This window comes from Klebsiella sp. A52 (genome assembly GCF_018388785.1).
GTDB classification, from domain to species: domain Bacteria; phylum Pseudomonadota; class Gammaproteobacteria; order Enterobacterales; family Enterobacteriaceae; genus Klebsiella; species Klebsiella aerogenes.
In genome coordinates this window covers 3,260,343-3,280,789 of record NZ_CP074437.1, presented here as the reverse complement: position 1 = coordinate 3,280,789, position 20,447 = coordinate 3,260,343, and the positions used below count along the sequence as shown (strand labels likewise).

Genomic DNA, 20,447 nt, shown 5'->3' with positions numbered 1-20,447 from the left:
ATTTTCACTTTAAGACTTAATCAACAGGAGAAGTACAATGGAGATTACCCTTCTTCAGATTGTGCTGGTGTTCATCGTCGCGTGTATTGCGGGTATGGAGTCGGTACTTGATGAATTTCAGTTCCACCGTCCTCTGGTCGCCTGTACCTTAATCGGCGCCGTTCTCGGCGACATGAAAACCGGTATCATCATCGGCGGTACGCTGGAAATGATCGCCCTGGGCTGGATGAACATCGGTGCGGCGGTTGCGCCTGATGCCGCGCTGGCGTCCATTATTTCTACCGTACTGGTTATTGCCGGCCACCAAAGCATCGGCGCCGGTATCGCGCTGGCTATCCCGCTGGCGGCGGCAGGCCAGGTTCTGACCATTATCGTGCGTACCATCACCGTTGCCTTCCAGCACGCGGCGGATAAAGCCGCTGAAAACGGTAACCTGACGGCCATCTCCTGGCTGCACGTTTCCTCGCTGTTCCTGCAGGCGATGCGTATCGCCATCCCGGCGGTTATCGTAGCCATCTCTGTCGGCACCAGCGAAGTTCAGGGTCTGCTGAACGCTATTCCGGAAGTGGTAACTGGCGGTCTGAACATCGCGGGCGGTATGATCGTCGTCGTCGGTTACGCGATGGTCATCAACATGATGCGCGCGGGCTACCTGATGCCGTTCTTCTACCTCGGTTTCGTCACCGCGGCCTTCACCAATTTCAACCTGGTTGCGCTGGGGGTGATTGGTGCCGTCATGGCCATTCTCTACATTCAGCTGAGCCCGAAATATAACCGCGTAGCGGGTGCCCCGGCTCAGGCGGCTGGTAACAACGATCTCGATAACGAACTGGACTAACAGGTGAGCGAAATGGTTGATATGACTAAAAATACCACCGAGAAAAAACTCACTCAGAGTGATATTCGTGGCGTGTTCATTCGTTCTAACCTGTTCCAGGGTTCATGGAACTTCGAACGTATGCAGGCGCTGGGCTTCTGCTTCTCTATGGTTCCGGCAATCCGTCGCCTGTACCCTGAGAACAACGATGCGCGTAAGCAGGCTATTAAGCGTCACCTTGAGTTCTTCAACACCCATCCGTACGTCGCGGCGCCGGTACTCGGCGTAACTCTGGCGATGGAAGAGCAGCGTGCTAACGGCGCGGAAATCGACGATGGCGCAATCAACGGTATCAAAGTTGGCCTGATGGGGCCGCTGGCAGGCGTCGGCGACCCGATCTTCTGGGGTACCGTACGCCCTGTATTCGCCGCACTCGGCGCCGGTATCGCGATGAGCGGTAGCCTGCTCGGTCCGCTGTTGTTCTTTATCCTGTTCAATGCCGTGCGTCTGCTGACCCGCTACTACGGCGTAGCATACGGCTATCGTAAAGGCGTGGACATCGTTAAGGATATGGGCGGCGGCTTCCTGCAGAAACTGACTGAGGGGGCGTCAATCCTCGGCCTGTTTGTCATGGGAGCTCTGGTCAACAAATGGACGCACGTTAATATCCCGCTGGTGGTTTCCACTATCACCGGTCAGGATGGCCAGACTCGTGTGACCACCGTGCAGACCATCCTTGACCAGTTGATGCCGGGACTGGTGCCGCTGCTGCTGACCTTCGCCTGTATGTGGCTGCTGCGTAAGAAAGTCAACCCGCTGTGGATCATCGTTGGCTTCTTCGTCATCGGTATCGCCGGCTACGCGGTCGGCCTGCTGGGTCAATAATCGTCACGTTGTAGGCCGGGGACAGCTTTGTCCCCGGCTTTTTTTTAGCGTTAAAACGTGCGCCTGTGCGAAGGCCCACGCAGCCTGGAGGATCAATGGCAATCACGGAGCTGGTGCTCATTCTGTTTATCGTCGCCCTGGTGGCTTTCGCTATCTACGACCAATTCATCATGCCGCGCCGCCATGGCCCCACCCTGCTATCAATCCCCCTGCTGCGTCGTGGACGGGTCGACGGGATGATTTTCGTCGGCCTGACGGCAATTCTCATCTACAACAATATCGCCAGCCACGGTGAAATAATCACCACCTGGTTATTATCTGCGCTGGCATTAATGGGGCTATATCTGTTCTGGATCCGTACGCCGCGAATTTTGTTCAAAAAGAACGGCTTTTTCTTTGCCAACGTGTGGATTGAATATCCACGCATTAAAGCGATGAATTTGTCGGAAGACGGCGTACTGGTGATGCAATTAGAGCAGCGGCGCCTGCTTATTCGCGTACGAAATATCGACGACCTGGAAAAAATATACAAACTACTTGTTACCAGTCAATAAGTTACAGATATAGCCTGCGCTATATTTTCGCCATTCATTGATGCCGGAATATATAGCCATGGCTATATTTACTCACCTATCCTCGTTATATTATTTAACCAATCCCTCACTTAATATTTTAAATGAAAATCGTTATCATTTATTGTTGCTAATATTATTTTTCTGTGATTGTTTTATCTTCTAAAAATATGTTAAGGTTGCGCCCGTCGTTGGGGAGTAGCCGATTTTCCGCAGGTGGAAAATGTACGTGTCAACATACTCGTTGCAAAACGTGGCACGTACGGGTTGAGCGGTCGTTCAATCAGGCGAGACCATAGATACATCACTGCTGTACGTTATGCTCAAGCTCCGCGTATGTTTACTGGGGGCAGCGATGTGTCATATGGATATTCCCCGGTCAGGACACGCTCATGAACATATCTGCCACTATTCTTCTTGCCTTCGGCATGTCGATGGATGCGTTTGCCGCTTCTATCGGTAAAGGCGCCACCCTGCATAAACCTAAGTTCTCCGAAGCGCTGCGTACCGGTCTTATATTCGGCGCGATCGAAACCCTGACGCCGCTGGTCGGCTGGGGCCTGGGCATGTTGGCGAGCCAGTTTGTGCTGGAGTGGAATCACTGGATCGCGTTCGTACTGCTGGTGTTTCTCGGCGGGCGAATGGTCATTGAAGGTTTTCGCGGCGGTGATGACGAGGAGTGTGAAGCGCCGCGCCGCCACGGCTTCTGGCTGCTGGTGACCACCGCATTCGCTACCAGTCTTGATGCGATGGCGGTCGGCGTGGGTCTTGCTTTCCTGCAGGTCAATATTATCGCCACCGCGCTGGCTATCGGCTGCGCCACCTTTACCATGTCGACGCTGGGAATTATGGTTGGCCGCTTTATCGGCCCGCTGCTCGGCAAACGGGCCGAAATTCTCGGCGGTATTGTGCTAATCGGTATCGGCGCACAGATTCTGTGGAGCCATTTCGCCCCTTAGCGCTTACGCTTCGCGCTGCCAGCAGTGGATCATGAAATCGGTCTGGCAGCTAAAAGTTTCCTGCTCGCGCAGTGACTCACGAACTTCCGGTTTCGCTCGCCAGGCAAACGGCGTCATCTGTAGTAATGCTTCCGCCTGCGCGCCGCTCAACTGCATCGGATACGCTAACTGCTGCTCATGACGCAGCGTAAAGCCCGGCATTGCCTCCCGGTTCTGTTCATGCAGACGAACTTCATCGTAGATCAGCCCTTTCAGCTCCATCAAATGGCGCGGCCCCGGCGTGGCGGTTATCACCCAACCGCCGGCTTTCACTACACGCGCTAATTCGTCCGCGTTACAGGGCGCATAAATACGCACGACGGCATCCAGAGAGCGATCGGCAAAAGGCAACCGTTGGCTGGAAGCCACGCAGAATTCGACCTGCGGGTAACGTTTAGCGGCCGCGCGGATCGCCGATTTTGAGACGTCGAGGCCGAAACTGCGTGCGGCAATGGCGGCGAAAGCATGCGTGTAGTATCCCTCGCCGCAGCCGATATCCAGCAGCTCGCCCGGCGCGAAAGTCCGCAGATAGCCGCAAATCGCCTCGCGCAAGGGTTGATAATATCCGCCATCGAGGAAGGCGCGACGCGCCTGCATCATCTCAGCGCTATCGCCCGGGTCACGTGAACGTTTGAACTGCACCGGCAGTAAATTGACATACCCTTCCTTTGCCAGATCGAACTGGTGCCGCTGCGGGCAAATATAGCTATTTGCGCTGCGGCTAAGCGGCGCGTGGCATAGTGGGCAGGTATAAGACATGATAACTCCGGTGGCGCTGAAAGGGCGAAAGTGTAGCGCTATTCGCCCTCGCAGACCACTGTTACAACGCGGGAGCCAGATCCTCGCGGTTATGCATGACGATAAGATTCTCAGAGCCTTGCGGCATACCGTCTGGCATCACGTTTTCCAGACGTAACACATCGCCCATGATCTGGCTGAACACCGGCGCGGATACCGCCCCACCGTAGTATTTACCGTTGCTGGGGTCGTTTATCACCACCACCAGCGCAAACTTCGGCTGACTGGCCGGCGCCACGCCGGCGGTGTAGGCGACATATTTATCGATATATTTTCCGTCAGGGCCAATTTTCTTCGCCGTGCCGGTTTTCACCGCTATCCGATAATCACGTACCGCCGCTTTTGTACCGCCGCCGCCCGGCAGCGCCACGCTCTCCATCATATGTTCAACTTCATGCACGATCTCTTGCGGCATGACTCGCGTACCGATGACAGGCGGGTCGATACGGGTTATCGACAGCGGGCGCTCAATACCGTAACCGCCGATCGTTGCATAGACATGCGCCAGCTGCAGCGGAGTTACCATCAGTCCATAGCCAAAAGCGAAGGTGGCGCGATCCAGCTCGCCCCAATAACGGCGATGCGGCATTAACCCGGAGCTTTCGCCGGTCAAGCCAAGCCCGGTCGGGTCGCCAAAGCCAAAGGCCTTATAAGTGTCGATCAAGTGTTGCACCGGCATTGCCAGTGAGAGGTGCGAAACTCCTGTATCACTCGATTTTTGCAGGATACCGGTGAGCGTCAGCTCGGGATAATAACCCACGTCGCGGATGCGATGACCATCAAGCGTAAAGGGATGGGTATCGACGACGCTATCCGGCTGCACGATACCCTGCTGTAACGCGGTCATAATCACCAGCGGTTTGACCGTTGAACCCGGCTCAAAGGTATCGCTGATAGCGCGATTTCGAAAATCATCGAGCTGGGCGCTGTCGCGGTTATTAGGGTTAAAATCCGGGTAGCTGGCCATCGACAGGATTTCGCCGGTATCAATCTTGATCAACACCGCCGCGCCTGATTCCGCCTTATTCCAACGCACGGCATTATCCAGCGCATCCTCCGTGACCGTTTGCAGCCGCTCGTCGATACTAAGTTGCAGGTTATGTGCCGGAACGGGGGCCTGCTCGGTAATATTTTCTATCACATGACCGTGGCGGTCTTTGCGCACCAGCCGACGCCCAGGCGTGCCCATGAGCTGTTTGTTAAAACTTTTCTCAACTCCCTCAATCCCCTGATTATCTACGTTGGTAAAGCCCAGCAGGTTGGCGGCGACGTGTCCGGCCGGATAAAAACGGCGGGACTCATCGCGCAAATAAACGCCCGGGAGGTGCAATTTATCGATCCAGTCGGCCTGTTCCGGATTAACCTGGCGCGCCAGATAGAGGAATCGGGCATGGGGATGCGACTGCACCCGATGAGAGAGCTCAATAAGATCGAGATGCAATGCTTCCGCCATAGCCTGCCAGCGCGGGCCATAGCCGACGCCGCCCTTCTCCAGCATGGTCTGTGGATCTATCCAGATTGCGCTTACCGGCACGCTCACCGCCAGCGGGCGTCCTTCACGATCGCTGATAGTTCCGCGCATTACGGCAATGGGTTCTTCGCGCAGCGAACGCATATCCTCTTGTTTAACCAGATTATCCGGAGAGACGATTTGCAGCCAACCTACCCTCGCCAGCAGAAATCCAAGACATCCCAAAATCGCCACACACAGCAACCCAAAACGGATAGGGAGAAAATTTGTGGCGGACTTACTTTTATTCTTTTGCACCGTAGCTCCAGCATTATTTTGCAACCACCTGATTTAACAGAAAATTGGCAAAACAGACTGCTAAACAGTGCTAATAAGGGTGATGTTTTGCAACAAAGCGCGTCGGAGGGGAAATATTGGAAATACTTTGCAACAGATGCTAAAAAGCCCCGCAGTAGCGAGGCTTTCTTACAAGATGAGTGGTCTTGAATCAGATAGCAGTTACGTTAACTGCAGCCGGACCTTTCTGGCCGTCCTGAATTTCGAACTCAACGTTCTGGCCTTCAGCCAGAGTTTTGAAGCCGTTACCCTGGATTGCAGAGAAGTGTACGAACACGTCTTTGCTGCCATCAGCCGGAGTAATGAAGCCAAAACCTTTAGACTCGTTGAACCACTTAACTTGACCTTTAATCTTTGCCATTTGCAAAATTCCTTAAACTGTTTTCTTCACCCGCAGGTGCTTACATAGATAAAACTGACACATAACTGCATGAGGCACTAATATAAGGTTCGGCAGAGAAGCGGTATTCAACGACAACGTGTTTACTCAGGACTTCTTTACTGAAAATGCCACACATAAACAGAACTGTACCTCGTTTAACCCGAAACGTGTTATCACACACAACGTAAATAATGGCAAGCCATTTTTAAACGTGTCACGATCGTTCGCACAAATTATCAGGAAATCATTTGATCGCCTGCACATTTATGCGTCTTTGCCGCGCCTGGCTTATCTTTGCATTGTTACCAAACAAACAATAACGTATGCCTGATAAATGCAACTTTTTTACCATAGCTCAACAACTTCTGTTCGTCCAGGTACGTACGTATACGAACTGCCATATTTAAGGGGGCGCAGCGGCGTATTGTGCATAATGATGCGAAAATGGCGCTGAAGAACAAGAGGAAATCGCCTGAACTATGCCAGTAGTAGAGTTAATTAAACCGCTAACTCGTTACCACACAAATATTCGCTAAAATAGACGTTAATAATGAAACATTAATGACAAAGTATTGCCCGCAGGCAATAGAAACGTTTCGTTATTACTTTTTTTGATTAGCTCAAAAGATTATTCAATATGTGAAATAGAGCATGGATGTTTAATCCATTAAACGGAAACAGTTTGAGGCAGAATAAGGGATTATATAAGAATAAGTTATAGCAAAATTTTATGACACTCACAGGCGCGCACATGATGTGCACACCTGTTCATCAACTTAACGTTCGGCAACGAGACGAATGAAATCGTCGTCGTTTTTCTCCTTCTCAGCCGCTGAAGGTTCAGCAACCTCTTCTTTCTCCGGCTCATTGGCTTCACAGAGACGGCGCAGCAGCGCATTCTGCCGCTTTTGTTGATCCAACAGCGACTGCAGCAGTTCGATTTGCTCATTGCTACGTGAACTGGCGCGATTCACAAAGAACCACAGCAGCAGCCCCACCAGCAGCAGTACAACGGAAAGCGCCAGAGACGCCAGACTTACAATCCCAGGATTCAATAACTCACTCATTTCACCACCTCAAAGAGAAGGCGTTCATTCTACCACCCGCGCGGCAGAAGAAAATCCGTCGGCACAAAAATGTCTTACCAGGGGATGAACTTGTTAATAGCGCAAATACCGCTGAAAAATTGCACATCCTGATCGCACATTACGTTAAGCATCTGAGTCCACAGCAGTAAACAGCCCGCTATGACAACAATCAGCAAAACCCAGCGTAATTTTTTCACTCCACTCTCCGTACCATAATCAGATGTTGCCAGGATAACACGGCCTTCTTAAACCGCGGCTAACTGTAATACGAAAGGCGAGTTTAGGAATCATAGACTTGTATCAAATAATGTTCGTGCCAGAATAAACGTCAGGATCATACAAATAACGAGGCAACAATGCGATTGATCATTCGCTCTATTGTCATACTGGCGATCGTCTGGATTGGCGTATTATTAAGCGGTTATGGGGTATTAATTGGCAGCAATCAGAATGCTGGCGGGCTGGGACTACAGTGCAAATACCTGACGGCGCAAGGCATCACCACCGCACAATATGTTCACTCTGATAGCGGTATTATCGGCATTACCAACTGCCCGATTCTGCGCAAAAGCGTGAAGGTTATCGATCAGGGTTAATACAAGTGGAGCTACAGCATCGCGCTGTAGCTCCCGCTGACTATCAGAACGGATAATTGTTATAACCCATCTGCTCGGAAATCTTACGCGCGGCGGCATGCAGCATCGCCACATACTCGTGCAAACGTTCTTCAGAGAAGCGCAGCGTCGGGAAGGAAATACTCAAGCCGGCAATCACCACGCCAAAGCGATCGAAGACCGGCACCGCAATACAGCGTAATCCTTCTTCCTGCTCCTCATTGTCTTCGCCATAGCCCTGCTCGCGCACCTGGTCCAGCACTTTCAACAGCTCGCTGGTATCGGTAATGGTTCGCTCGGTGCTACGTTTGTACTCCACGCCCTCCATGATTTGCTCGACTTCCGCCCGCTCGCGCCACGCCAGCAGCACTTTACCAATGGCGGTGCTATACAGCGGATTACGACGACCGATACGCGAATACATCCGCAGGTTATACATGGAATCAATTTTGTGGATATAAACGATGCTGTCTTCATCCAGCGCGCCGAGGTGAATCGTCTCTTTAGTCAGACGCGAAATTTCGCGCATCTGGATATCAGCGCTGCGGATCAGATCAACGTTCTGCAATGCCCGCGCGCCAAGCTCGAACAACTTCAACGTTAAAGAATATTTCTCAGACTCGCCTTCCTGTGCGACATAGCCCAGCGACTTCATAGTCTGTAAAAAACGATACACCGTGCTTTTAGACATCATCACACGCTGTGACAATTCGGTGATACCAATCTCACGCTCTTCGCCCAAAGCCTGCAGGATGCCAAAAACTTTTAATACTGAAGAGACAGAATCTGGCTGTTTATCCATATCAGCAGCTGCCATTGTTCACCTCATCGTAACTGTTTTATAAAATTCAGAACTGTTTTTTATTATAAATTCACATTATGACCGTCGCAATCGTTGTTCTGCGAGTTGGTTACAAATCTGCGACTTATGGTTGAATAATCAATGCTAAAATCATTAATCAGAAAATAGTTTCCTCTAAGACTTAAACTTCACATGGATAAAAAATTTTTGGATGGCCTGCCGGCGCCGCAGCGCTACGGCGCCATTCTGACGATTGTTTTAGGCTTGACGATGGCCGTACTTGATGGCGCTATCGCCAACGTCGCCCTGCCGACGATTGCCACCGACCTCAATGCTTCGCCGGCATCGTCAATCTGGATAGTCAACGCTTATCAAATCGCTATTGTCATCGCCCTGCTACCGCTATCGTTTCTTGGCGATATGGTTGGCTATCGGCGCATCTATAAAATCGGTCTGGTGGTATTTACTATCACCTCGTTGATTTGCGCACTTTCCCGAAGCCTTGAGATGTTGACGCTGGCGCGAGTGGCTCAAGGTTTAGGTGGCGCAGCGCTGATGAGCGTCAACACGGCGCTGATTCGCCTTATCTATCCTAAAAGGCAGCTAGGACGTGGAATGGGCATCAACTCTTTCGTTGTCGCCGTATCCTCCGCCGCGGGGCCAACCATTGCCGCCGCTATTCTTTCGCTCGCCTCCTGGCAATGGCTGTTTTTAATCAACGTACCGCTGGGGATTATTTCTATTTTCCTCGCTATGCGTTTTTTGCCGCCCAACAGCGCCGCCAGCAAAATTACCCGTTTCGATCTGCCGAGCGCGATCATGAACGCTCTCACCTTCGGGCTGCTCATCACGGCGCTCGGCGGCTTTGCCCAGGGGCAATCCGGTTATCTGGTGCTCGCGGAAGTCATCGCCATGCTGATTATCGGCTTCTTCTTTGTGCGACGGCAGTTGCGCATGCCGGTACCACTGCTACCCGTTGATTTACTGCGAATTCCGATCTTTTCGCTCTCTATCTGTACCTCAATCTGTTCTTTTTGCGCCCAGATGCTGGCGATGGTATCCCTGCCCTTTTTCCTGCAAACCGTTATCGGACGCAGTGAAGTAGAGACCGGGCTGCTGTTAACGCCGTGGCCATTGGCGACCATGGTGATGGCCCCTCTGGCGGGTTACCTGATAGAGAAAGTTCATGCCGGGCTACTGGGGGCAATGGGGTTGCTGATCATGGCCTGCGGCCTGTTTGGCCTTGCGCTATTACCCTCTTCCCCTTCCGACCTCGATATTATCTGGCGGATGGCGCTGTGCGGCGCGGGCTTCGGGCTGTTTCAGTCGCCAAACAACCATACTATTGTCTCCTCCGCGCCAGCTCATCGCAGCGGCGGCGCCAGCGGCATGTTAGGTACCGCACGCTTACTGGGACAAAGTAGCGGCGCCGCGCTGGTCGCCCTGCTGTTTAACCTGGCGGGCGATAGCGGCACCCATACCGCGCTTCTGCTGGCAGGCGCCCTGGCGGTGGTTGCCGCTGCCATCAGCGGACTACGCGTAACTCAACCGCGCGCCGCCTGATAACGCGCGGCCAAAAAAAATCCGCAGCCCGAAAGCTGCGGATTTTTATTTTCAACGTCTGCACGCCAGATTATTTCAGGTATTCCCCGCTGCGCAGCGCTTCAATGCGTTTGTCCAACGGCGGGTGGGTCATGAACAGTTCGCTCATCGACTTCGCTTTACCGTTGATACAGAACGCCATCATGCTGCTCGCTTCCTGCGGTTCATAGCTGGTTTTCAAGCGCTGCAATGCAGCAATCATCTTCTCACGGCCGACCAGTTTGGCGGAACCAGCATCGGCGTGGAATTCACGATAGCGCGAGAACCACATGGTAATGATGCTGGCGAGAATACCGAACACCAGTTCCAGTACGGTAGCGACCGCAAAGTAGATAAGCGGGTTACCGTTGCTGCTTTCGCCTTCATCTTCACGATTACCGCCGAGGAAACCAGCCGCAATCTGCGCGATAACGCGGGAGATAAAGATAACGAAGGTGTTCACTACCCCCTGAATCAGCGTCATGGTGACCATGTCGCCATTGGCAATATGGCTGATTTCGTGAGCGATAACGGCTTCCGCTTCGTCACGGCTCATATTCTGCAGCAAGCCGGTGCTCACAGCGACCAGAGAAGCGTCGCGGCGCGCGCCGGTGGCGAAGGCGTTAATGTCCGGGGCGTGATAAATCGCCACCTGCGGCATGCCGATGCCCGCCTGCTGCGCCTGCTGCGCGACGGTGTTCATCAGCCAACGCTCAGTTTCGTTACGCGGCTGCTCGATAACTTCCCCACCAACCGACTTCAGCGCCATCCATTTCGACATCAGCAGCGAAACGATCGAGCCGCCAAAACCAAACAGCAGCGCCATGATCAGCAGGCCGGTCATGCTGCTCGACTGGATCCCCGTCAGGCTAAGCACCAGGCCAAATACCACCATGACTGCCAGGTTAGTCAGCAGGAAAAGCGCGATTCGCATCATAATATTCTTTTTACCTCGATTTAACAAAACGCACTATGCGATACCCATATCGTATGGGTCAGATGCTAATTTTCAACTATCAGGCCCTGCTAAGTCACGAGAAAGACACAACTTTACATTTTGTAGCATATCGCTGACACCTGAGAGAGTGTTGACATTTTTGTTGAATAAAGTCGACGGGCAGATGAAGGGAGAAAAAGAAACGGGCACAATCACTTGTGCCCGTTGAGGAGTTATTTGCTAACCGGCGGCTCTACCGGAGGCTGAGCTTTTTCCTGTTGCGCCAGGTCAATGGCGATATGCACGGTCTCATCAAGATACGGATCCGGTTCTTGATAATCCTTCGGCAGATCGTCAATCTTTTTGAGCAGCGGCTTGCCTTCGCGTTTCAGGCGATCGTTCACTCGCGCCAGACGAATTGCATCATCTTCTTCATTCTCTTTCTCACGCTGCGCGTAGTTCAGAGAAACAATATTGCGCTTGTCTTTCATAGCGTTAAAGCGCGCAATATCCTTCATGATGTACTGGAATTCCGGATCTTTCGCGATACGGTCTTCATGGCGCTTAAGCAGTTCAGGTTCGAACGGTTTCATATCGCCGGACTTCACGTAGGTCGCCGGATCGATACTATCCCACGGCAGCGCGTTATCTTCATACTGCTCGCCGGTATCGCGATCTTCTTTACCGGTTGGCATCATGATGTCCGGAGTAACCCCTTTACGCTGAGTGCTGCCGCCGTTAATGCGGTAGAACTTCTGGATGGTGTACTGTACGGAACCTAACGCCGGCCATTCCGGGCGCAACATCTGATCGTAGATACGGTTTAGCGAACGATACTGCTGAACGGTTCCTTTACCAAAGGTCTGCTCGCCGACGATCAGCGCACGGCCATAGTCCTGCATCGCGGCGGCAAAAATTTCCGATGCCGAGGCGCTGAAGCGATCGACCAGGACCACCAGCGGACCTTTATAGTAGACGACACCGTCGGTATCGCTATCTTCGCGAACCTTACCGTTGTTATCACGCACCTGCACCACCGGGCCGGATGGGATAAACAGACCAGAGAGCGAAACCGCCTCCGTCAGCGCGCCACCGCCGTTACTGCGCAGATCGATGACGATGCTGCTGACATTCTGTTTTTCCAGCTTCTGCAGTTGCACTTTGACGTCATCGGTCAGGCCAACGTAGAAGCCCGGGATATCCAGCACGCCGACTTTTTCTTTACCGACGGTTTTGACCGACATCTTAACCGCACGGTCTTCAAGACGAATACGTTCGCGGGTCAGAGTAACAATTCGGGTTTTCGCCCCTTTGCCAGCCGGCAGAACTTCCAGGCGAACTTTGCTGCCCTTCGGCCCTTTGATCAGCGCGACAACATCGTCCAACCGCCAGCCGATGACATCGACCATGCTCTTACCCGGCTGACCGACGCCGACGATACGGTCGCCAACGCTAATCGCTTTGCTCTTCGCCGCAGGACCACCGGCAACCAGTGAATTGATCACCGTATAGTCGTCGTCCATTTGCAGCACCGCGCCAATACCTTCCAGAGACAAGCTCATTTCAGTATTGAACTGTTCGGTGTTACGCGGGGAGAGATAGTTGGTATGCGGGTCGATTTCGCGCGCGAAAGCGGTCATCGCCAGCGAGAAGACGTCTTCGCTGTTGGTTTGGGCCAGGCGACGAATCGCAAACTTGTAGCGACGAGTCAGGGTTTCACGAATTTCTTTCTCGTCTTTACCCGCCAGCTTCAGGCTTAGTTCATCGAACTTCACCTTGGCGTCCCACAACGCGTTAAGCTCGGATTCATCCTTCGGCCACGGTGCCTTGCTGCGATCGAGATTGAAGTTGTCGTTGCCGGTAAAATTCATCGGACGATCCAGTACCTTTAAGGCGTACTGGTAACGCTCAAAGCGACGCTTCTGCGCGAGGTTATACAGGTCGTAGAAAACGTCCAGTTTACCGCTGCGCAGTTCGTCGCCGATTTTATTTTTTTGCGCCGCAAACTGAGAAACGTCGCTGGCCAGCAGCACGTTATGGCTGTAATCCAGCAGATTCAGATAGCGGTCGAAAATTTTTGCCGAAAAGGCGTTGTCGAGATCAAACTGCCGATAATGGGAGCGAGTAAAGCGCGAGGTAACGCGCTCACTCACCGTCGCGTGCTGCGGCTCTTCTTTCAGCACGGGAATTTGATCGACTCGGGTGATATCGTCCACGGCGAAGGCATGGCCTGCTATTGCTAGCAGGCCCGCAAGCGCGGTGAGCTTAAAAAGTTTGTTCATGCCTGGCCCGGCCTCCGTTTCAGAACACCAGGTGTTCTGCGCGTACAATCATTGACATACCAGAAGTCAGCTGTACACGAACGCCATCTTTGGTGATTTCCACAACGGTGGCGTCCATTGCGTTGTTGCCTGCTTTCACCTTCAGAGCCTGACCGACGCTCAATACAGAGACGTCAGACACCGGGGTAAGGCGTTGCTCTTCACGCGGTGCTTTGGCAGCTGCAGGACGCGGCTTACGCTGTTCACTACCTTCTTTACGGCGAGCCTGCGGCTGAGGACGCGGTTTACGCTCGCGGCGTGCCCCTTCTTCCTGCTGGCCTGCCGCGGCAGCGGCTTCGCGCTTCTTCGCCTGCTGGCTGGCGCGCTGCGCCTGAACGCGGGCTTTGGCTTCTTCGAGCTGCTGACGGGCGTGAGCAACGTGTTGCTCTTCCAGTTCGCCGCACGGGTTACCGTCGAGATCGACGCGAATCGCTCCCGCTTTCACGCCGTACAGATAACGCCAGCTCGAAGTATAAAGACGTAAGGCAGCGCGCAGTTGGGTTTTGCTGAGATTCATCTCGCCGCCAACTCGCTCTACAAGATCCTGAAAAATACCGATTTTCAGGGGGCGCGCTTCGCCTTCAGCGCTGAAACACTGAGGAAAACGTTCGGCCAGAAACGCGATTACTTCTTTACTGCTATTCAACTTAGGTTGATTTTCCATGAAATTTCCTGATTACAACGGACGTAGCCAACAAGCCGCAGGCATGAACAGGCGTCATTATAATGACGTCATCGCTAAATGCTACGTTATCCGTTGATTATCCTGCGACGTGGGCAAAGATTTTTTGATAATCGGTCGCCGCAATCAGCGTTTCAAGGCGCGAGACCAGCTCTGCAAGCCCCTGTTCGTCTTCTGCGGTGAAGCGGGAATACGCCGTGCTATCGATATCCAGTACGCCGATAATCTGATTATTCACCTGCAACGGAAAGACGATTTCCGAATTGCTGGCGGCGTCACAGGCGATATGGCCATCAAAGGCATGGACATCTTCCACGCGCTGGACGCGGTTCTGCGCCACGGCGGAACCGCACACGCCGCGGCCGACAGGAATACGTACACAGGCCAGCTTACCCTGGAACGGCCCCAGCACCAGCGTGTCGCCTTCCAGCAGGTAAAAACCGGCCCAGTTGACCTCTTCCAGGCGTTCAAACAACAACGCGCTGGTATTGGAGATCATTGCCAAAAAACTGGTTTCGCCTGCCATAAGCGCCTGGAAATCGCGGTTCAGATCCGCGTAGAATTCTGTTTTGTTCATTTTTTAATCACTTAGTTGTCTTACTATCTCATCTGCAGATGCCTACTAAAATAAGCATTAAATGCCTTCGGGCTCAAGATGAATTCATTCCTGGGTTAATATAGTGGGATACATTCATTCCCGAACGTAATAAATGCTGATAAAAACACCCTCAATCACGCCGACGAAGAAGATTACCGTTCATTCGGTCAGTTCGCCAACGCCGCATGCGCACTATCAGCGCTGTACGCAGTGCGACATGCTGTTTCGCATACCGGTTGTGAAAAGAAATCAATGCGCCTGGTGTCCGCGGTGCAACGCGAAAGTACGCGACGGCCGCGATTGGTCCCTCTCGCGGCTTGCCAGTATGGCGTTTACGATGATGTTGCTGATGCCGTTCGCCTGGAGCGAGCCGCTGCTGCGTTTGCATCTGCTCGGCGTGCGCATTGACGCTAACGTCCTGCAGGGGATCTGGCAGATGACCAACCAGGGCGACCCCATTACCGCCGCGATGGTGCTCTTCTGCGCCGTGGTTGCGCCCGTCCTGCTGGTGGTATCCATCGCCTACCTTTGGCTTGGTAATGTGCTGGGGATGAACCTGCGTCCGGTGCTGCTGATGCTCGGGAAACTGAAAGAGTGGGTGATGCTGGACATTTATCTGGTCGGTATCGGCGTCGCCTCCATTAAGGTCCAGGACTATGCCTTCCTGCAGCCCGGCATCGGCCTAATCGCGTTTATCGCGCTGACCCTACTCAGCATCCTGACGCTCATCCACATGAACGTTGAAGAGTTGTGGGAGCGTTTTTATCCCGAACGACCGGCAATGCGCTACGACACCAATCTTCAGGTTTGCACCGGCTGTCACTATACCGGTTATCGCGACTCCCGCGGCCGCTGCCGCCGGTGCCATACTTCGCTGCATCATCGCCGGCCGCAAAGCCTGCAGCGTAGCTGGGCGGCCCTGATTGCGTCGCTGGTTTTCCTGCTGCCGGCCAACCTGCTGCCGATATCGATAATCTACGTCAATGGCTCGCGCCAGGAAGATACGATTCTTTCGGGCATTATTTCACTTGCCAACAGCAACATCGCTATCGCCGGCGTAGTGTTCATCGCCAGTATTTTGGTACCATTCACCAAAGTTATAGTGTTATTTACCCTGCTGGTCAGCATACAATTCAAATGCGAACAGGGGCTACGTACGCGTATCCTGCTGCTGCGGCTGATTACCTGGATCGGCCGCTGGTCGATGTTGGATCTGTTTGTTATCTCATTAACCATGTCGTTGATAAACCGCGATCAGCTCCTGGCTTTTACCATGGGGCCGGCGGCGGTGTACTTCGGCGGCGCGGTGATTTTAACTATCCTTGCAGTTGAATGGCTGGACAGCCGCTTACTTTGGGACGCTCATGAGTCAGGAAACGCCCGCTTCGCCGACTGAAGCCAAAATAAAAACCAAACGTCGTATCTCGCCATTCTGGTTGTTGCCGGTCATCGCGCTGATGATTGCCGGATGGCTCATCTGGACCAGCTTTGAAGGCCGGGGAACGACGATTACCATCGATTTCCAGTCCGCAAACGGGATTGTTCCGGGGCGTACACCTATCCGCTATCAAGGGGTAGAAGTTGGTACGGTACAGGATATCTCTTTGAGTAAGGACCTCAGCAAGATCGAAGTTTCCGCCAGCGTGAAGAGCGATATGAAAGACGCGCTGCGCAAAGACACCCAGTTCTGGCTGGTGACGCCAAAAGCTTCACTGGCCGGCGTTTCCGGGCTGGATGCGCTGGTCGGCGGTAACTATATCGGCATGATGCCGGGCAAAGGCGAACCGGAAGATCACTTCGTCGCCCTGGATACTCAGCCAAAATACCGCATCAACAACGGCGAACTAATGATTCATCTGCAGGCGCCGGATCTCGGCTCGCTGAACAGCGGCTCGCTGGTCTATTTCCGTAAAATTCCGGTTGGCCGGGTGTATGACTACACGCTCAACGCCAACAATCAGGGGGTGACGATTGATGTATTAATCGAGCGTCGCTTCACCAATCTTGTTAAAAAAGGCAGTCGGTTCTGGAACGTCTCCGGGATTAAAGCCGACGTCAGCCTGAGCGGCGCCAAAGTCCAGCTGGAAAATCTCTCCGCGTTAGTTAACGGCGCCATCGCCTTTGACTCGCCAGACGACTCCAAAGCGGCGGCGCAAAACGACGAGTACAACCTGTATGAGGATCTGGCGCACAGCCAGCGCGGCGTGCTGGTGACGCTGGAGCTGCCTGACGGCGATGGGTTGAAGGCGGGCTCTACGCCGCTGATGTATCAGGGGCTGGAAGTGGGTCAGTTAACCAAACTCAATCTCAATCCCGGCGGTAAAGTTAGCGGTGAGATGACCGTCGACCCGAGCGTGGTCACCCTGCTTCGGGATAAAACGCTGATTCAAATGAAGAAGCCGAAAATCTCGCTGGATAACCCAAGCGTCAGCGCCCTACTCACCGGCAACACCTTCGAACTGGTACCCGGGGACGGCGAACCGCGCAATCACTTTATGGTTATGCCAGCCGATAAAGCGCTGCTGGATGAGCCTAACGTCGCCACCGTGACGTTATCGGCGCCGGAAAGCTATGGCGTTTCCGCCGGCCAGCCGCTCATGCTGCACGGCGTGAAAGTGGGCCAGGTGCTGGAACGCAAGCTAACCGCAGAGGGTGTCACTTTCCAGGTCGCCATTGCGCCGGAGTATCGCAATCTGGTACGCGGCGATAGCAAATTTGTCGTCAACAGCCGCCTTGATGTGAAAGTTGGGCTGGATGGCGTGCAGGTACTCGGCGCCAGCGCCAGCGAATGGGTTGATGGCGGGATCCGCATCATCCCCGGCGAAAAAGGGGAAATGCAGAGCAGCTATCCGCTGTATGCCAACCTGGAAAAAGCGCAGGAAAATAGCCTTAGTGAAATCCCGACCACCACGCTAAGCCTTTCTGCGGAAACGCTGCCCGATGTGCAGGCAGGCTCGGTAGTGTTGTATCGCAAATTCGCCGTCGGCGAGATCATCTCGGTGAAGCCGCGCAGCAACGCATTCGATATCGATCTGCATATCAAACCGGAATATCGCCATTTGTTGACCAATAACAGCGTCTTCTGGGCCGAAGGCGGCGCAAAGGTAAAACTCGACGGTAATGGGCTAACCGTGCAGGCGTCACCGCTGGCGCGCGCGCTGAAAGGCGCCATCAGCTTCGATAACCTCAGCGGCAGCAGCGCCAACGCGCGCTTGAACAATAAGCGTATCCTGTACGCCTCCGAAACCGCCGCCCGCGCGGTGGGCGGCCAGATCACGCTGCACGCTTTCGATGCCGGTAAAATGGCGGCGGGTATGCCGATTCGCTACCTCGGTATCGACATCGGCCAGATCCAGTCGCTGGAACTGATCACGGCAAAGAATGAAGTTCAGGCCAAAGCGGTACTTTATCCTGAATATGTCGGCACCTTTGCCCGTGCCGGGACGCGTTTCTCGGTCATTACGCCGCAGATCTCTGCCGCCGGCGTTGAACATCTGGACACGATTTTCCAGTCTTATATCAACGTTGAACCCGGCCGTGGTTCGCCGCGCCGCGACTTTGAGATTCAGGACACCACCATCACCGACTCACGTTACATCGATGGCCTGAGTATTATCGTCGAAGTGCCGGAAGCCGGTTCGCTCGATATTGGTACGCCGGTGCTGTTCCGCGGCCTGGAAGTGGGCACCGTGACCGGGCTGACCCTGGGTTCAATGTCCGACCGCGTAATGGTTAAGCTGCGTATCAGTAAGCGTTATCAGTACCTGGTGCGCAACAACTCGGTGTTCTGGTTGGCTTCCGGCTATAGCCTCGACTTCGGCCTGATTGGCGGCGTGGTGAAAACAGGTACCTTCAACCAGTTTATTCGCGGCGGTATTGCCTTTGCCACGCCGCCGGGAACGCCGCTGGCGCCGAAAGCGCAGGATGGCAAGCACTTCCTGCTGCTGGAAAGCGAGCCGAAAGAGTGGCGCGATTGGGGAACGGCGCTACCTAATTAATTCCCAATGTCCCATAAACGCCCCGGTGTCCCGCTCCGGGGCGTTTATGGTAAACTGCGCACCCTTTTTTCTTGTGGTGCGCTGCTCGTGGCTCAAAACGCTGTCTATCTTCCGGAACCCTTCCTCGCTCAAATGCGTGCGGCTATGCCAACGCATCTCTCTTTCGATGACTTTATCGCCGCCTGCCAGCGTCCGCTGCGTCGCAGTATCCGCGTCAATACGTTGAAGATTACGGTCGCTGATTTTCTGCAACTGGTCGCCCCTTACGGCTGGCAGTTAACGCCGGTTCCGTGGTGCGCCGAGGGTTTCTGGATCGAGCGCGATGACGACGATGTATTACCGCTGGGCAGCACCGCCGAGCATCTGAGCGGGCTATTTTATATTCAGGAAGCGAGCTCGATGCTGCCGGTAGCGGCGCTGTTCGCCGATGGGAACATGCCTGAGCGAGTGATGGACGTCGCCGCCGCGCCGGGTTCCAAAACGACGCAAATCGCCGCTCGCATGGGCAATCACGGCGGGATTCTGGCTAACGAATTCTCCGCCAGTCGGGTGAAAGTGCTGCACGCCAATATCAGCCGCTGCGGCATCACGAACGTTGCCCTCACCCACTTCGACGGGCGCGTCTTCGGCGCCGCTCTGCCTGAGTGCTTCGACGCGATTTTGCTCGACGCCCCCTGCTCGGGCGAAGGGGTAGTGCGTAAAGATCCTGATGCGCTAAAAAACTGGTCGCCAGAAAGTAATCAGGAGATTGCCGCCACCCAACGTGAGCTCATTGACAGCGCCTTTCACGCTCTGCGTCCTGGCGGCACCCTCGTTTACTCCACCTGTACACTGAACCGTGAAGAAAACGAGGAAGTGATAAACTGGCTCCTGCAGACCTACCCGCAGGCGGTAGAAGTCCTGACGCTGGATTCACTGTTCCCACAGGCCCGCGAGGCGCTCACCGACGAAGGCTTCCTGCACGTGTTCCCGCAGATTTTTGATTGTGAGGGTTTTTTCGTTGCCCGCCTGCGTAAAACCGCCTCTATCGATCCGCTGCCTGCGCCCGGCTATAAAGTGGGTAAGTTCCCTTTCGCGCCGATGAAAGGACGTGAGGCAGCGGCTGTCACCGCAGCCGCCAACGCCGTTGGCCTGCATTGGGGAGAGCATCTTCATCTGTGGCAGCGTGATAAAGAAATCTGGCTGTTCCCACAGGCGCTGGAAGCGCTAATCGGCAACGTCCGTTTTTCGCGCATCGGGATCCGCCTCGCTGAAACGCATAACAAAGGCTACCGCTGGCAGCATGAAGCAGCGATCGCGTTGGCCGCGCCAGAGGAGCCGTTTGAGCTCACCTTAGCGGAAGCGGAAGAGTGGTATCGTGGACGCGATGTCTATCCCGAGGCGCCGCCGCGGCAGGATGAAGTAATTGTCACGTTCCAGGGAGCGCCATTAGGACTCGCCAAGCGTGTGGGATCGCGGTTGAAAAACAGTTACCCCCGCGAACTGGTGCGCGACGGCAAACTCTTCGCTGGAAAGTCGTGACCGCGCGCCAAAAAGCGCACTTTTTGACTGGCGATTTACTCCCCGT

18 protein-coding genes, 2 pseudogenes and 1 riboswitch are annotated in these 20,447 nt (G+C 54.0%); of the genes and pseudogenes, 9 read left to right on the top strand and 11 right to left on the bottom strand.

Going from position 1 to position 20,447, the window contains the following annotated elements; genetic code table 11:
* Positions 1-37: 37 nt before the first annotated feature.
* The 4 genes from KGA69_RS15505 to mntP all read left to right on the top strand — a co-directional run bounded on the left by KGA69_RS15505 (position 38) and on the right by mntP (position 3,233).
* A complete protein-coding gene (locus KGA69_RS15505; protein WP_015366039.1) occupies positions 38-838 on the top strand; it encodes a PTS mannose/fructose/sorbose transporter subunit IIC in 801 nt (266 codons plus the stop codon).
* Between the two features lie 12 nt (positions 839-850).
* Positions 851-1,702 carry a PTS mannose transporter subunit IID gene (locus tag KGA69_RS15500; protein WP_015366038.1) on the top strand — a complete coding sequence of 284 codons (852 nt, stop codon included), beginning with the start codon at positions 851-853 and terminating at the stop codon, positions 1,700-1,702.
* Between the two features lie 95 nt (positions 1,703-1,797).
* Complete coding sequence (locus KGA69_RS15495; protein ID WP_045390389.1) at positions 1,798-2,256, top strand: DUF986 family protein; 459 nt, start codon at positions 1,798-1,800, stop codon at positions 2,254-2,256.
* A gap of 199 nt (positions 2,257-2,455) precedes the next feature.
* Positions 2,456-2,604, top strand: a riboswitch (yybP-ykoY riboswitch).
* Positions 2,605-2,666: 62 nt separating this feature from the next.
* Entirely contained in the window at positions 2,667-3,233 is a 567-nt protein-coding gene (mntP, locus tag KGA69_RS15490; protein WP_045390386.1) for a manganese efflux pump MntP, read from the top strand.
* Positions 3,234-3,236: 3 nt separating this feature from the next.
* Here mntP and rlmA read toward each other — a convergent pair whose 3' ends face one another.
* The 6 genes and pseudogenes from rlmA to mgrB all read right to left on the bottom strand — a co-directional run bounded on the left by rlmA (position 3,237) and on the right by mgrB (position 7,544).
* Complete coding sequence (gene rlmA, locus KGA69_RS15485) at positions 3,237-4,031, bottom strand: 23S rRNA (guanine(745)-N(1))-methyltransferase (protein WP_045390384.1); 795 nt, start codon at positions 4,029-4,031, stop codon at positions 3,237-3,239.
* Between the two features lie 61 nt (positions 4,032-4,092).
* On the bottom strand, positions 4,093-5,838 hold the full coding sequence (ftsI, locus tag KGA69_RS15480) for a peptidoglycan glycosyltransferase FtsI (protein WP_045390382.1): 1,746 nt from the start codon (positions 5,836-5,838) through the stop codon (positions 4,093-4,095).
* A gap of 190 nt (positions 5,839-6,028) precedes the next feature.
* Positions 6,029-6,238: a transcription antiterminator/RNA stability regulator CspE gene (cspE, locus tag KGA69_RS15475; RefSeq protein WP_001062678.1), complete on the bottom strand. Its 210-nt coding sequence runs from the start codon at positions 6,236-6,238 to the stop codon at positions 6,029-6,031.
* A 12-nt stretch (positions 6,239-6,250) separates the two neighbouring features.
* Positions 6,251-6,395 (bottom strand): annotated as a pseudogene (locus tag KGA69_RS15470) (DUF2627 domain-containing protein).
* Between the two features lie 640 nt (positions 6,396-7,035).
* Positions 7,036-7,326, bottom strand: a complete 291-nt coding sequence (locus tag KGA69_RS15465; RefSeq protein WP_045390380.1) for a YebO family protein — start codon at positions 7,324-7,326, stop codon at positions 7,036-7,038.
* 74 nt (positions 7,327-7,400) lie between these two features.
* The gene (mgrB, locus tag KGA69_RS15460; protein WP_015366032.1) at positions 7,401-7,544 is read right to left on the bottom strand and encodes a PhoP/PhoQ regulatory lipoprotein MgrB; all 144 of its coding nucleotides are present in this window, start codon (positions 7,542-7,544) and stop codon (positions 7,401-7,403) included.
* A 159-nt stretch (positions 7,545-7,703) separates the two neighbouring features.
* Here mgrB and KGA69_RS15455 point away from each other — a divergent pair, with 159 nt between their 5' ends.
* Positions 7,704-7,943 carry a YobH family protein gene (locus KGA69_RS15455; RefSeq protein ID WP_015705933.1) on the top strand — a complete coding sequence of 80 codons (240 nt, stop codon included), beginning with the start codon at positions 7,704-7,706 and terminating at the stop codon, positions 7,941-7,943.
* 43 nt (positions 7,944-7,986) lie between these two features.
* Here KGA69_RS15455 and kdgR read toward each other — a convergent pair whose 3' ends face one another.
* On the bottom strand, positions 7,987-8,778 hold the full coding sequence (gene kdgR, locus KGA69_RS15450) for a DNA-binding transcriptional regulator KdgR (RefSeq protein WP_045390378.1): 792 nt from the start codon (positions 8,776-8,778) through the stop codon (positions 7,987-7,989).
* 177 nt (positions 8,779-8,955) lie between these two features.
* Between kdgR and KGA69_RS15445 the strand changes: the two genes are divergently transcribed.
* Entirely contained in the window at positions 8,956-10,326 is a 1,371-nt protein-coding gene (locus KGA69_RS15445; protein WP_045390376.1) for an MFS transporter, read from the top strand.
* A gap of 70 nt (positions 10,327-10,396) precedes the next feature.
* Here the strand turns inward: KGA69_RS15445 and htpX are convergent, their stop codons facing one another.
* The 4 genes and pseudogenes from htpX to KGA69_RS15425 form a co-directional block, all read right to left on the bottom strand.
* Positions 10,397-11,281, bottom strand: a complete 885-nt coding sequence (gene htpX, locus KGA69_RS15440) for a protease HtpX (RefSeq protein WP_045390374.1) — start codon at positions 11,279-11,281, stop codon at positions 10,397-10,399.
* A gap of 233 nt (positions 11,282-11,514) precedes the next feature.
* The gene (gene prc, locus KGA69_RS15435; protein ID WP_045390372.1) at positions 11,515-13,563 is read right to left on the bottom strand and encodes a carboxy terminal-processing peptidase; all 2,049 of its coding nucleotides are present in this window, start codon (positions 13,561-13,563) and stop codon (positions 11,515-11,517) included.
* A 19-nt stretch (positions 13,564-13,582) separates the two neighbouring features.
* Entirely contained in the window at positions 13,583-14,266 is a 684-nt protein-coding gene (gene proQ, locus KGA69_RS15430) for an RNA chaperone ProQ (protein WP_015366026.1), read from the bottom strand.
* A gap of 81 nt (positions 14,267-14,347) precedes the next feature.
* A pseudogene (locus tag KGA69_RS15425) lies at positions 14,348-14,861 on the bottom strand (GAF domain-containing protein).
* A gap of 133 nt (positions 14,862-14,994) precedes the next feature.
* Between KGA69_RS15425 and yebS the strand changes: the two are divergent.
* The 3 genes from yebS (at position 14,995) to rsmF (ending at position 20,401) form a co-directional block, all read left to right on the top strand.
* Entirely contained in the window at positions 14,995-16,278 is a 1,284-nt protein-coding gene (gene yebS, locus KGA69_RS15420; protein WP_047045296.1) for a membrane integrity lipid transport subunit YebS, read from the top strand.
* Positions 16,247-18,880: a PqiB family protein gene (locus KGA69_RS15415; protein ID WP_063448036.1), complete on the top strand. Its 2,634-nt coding sequence runs from the start codon at positions 16,247-16,249 to the stop codon at positions 18,878-18,880. Before yebS ends, KGA69_RS15415 begins: the two co-directional genes overlap by 32 nt.
* Before the next feature lie 87 nt (positions 18,881-18,967).
* Positions 18,968-20,401: a 16S rRNA (cytosine(1407)-C(5))-methyltransferase RsmF gene (rsmF, locus tag KGA69_RS15410; RefSeq protein ID WP_074165890.1), complete on the top strand. Its 1,434-nt coding sequence runs from the start codon at positions 18,968-18,970 to the stop codon at positions 20,399-20,401.
* Positions 20,402-20,447: the final 46 nt, after the last annotated feature.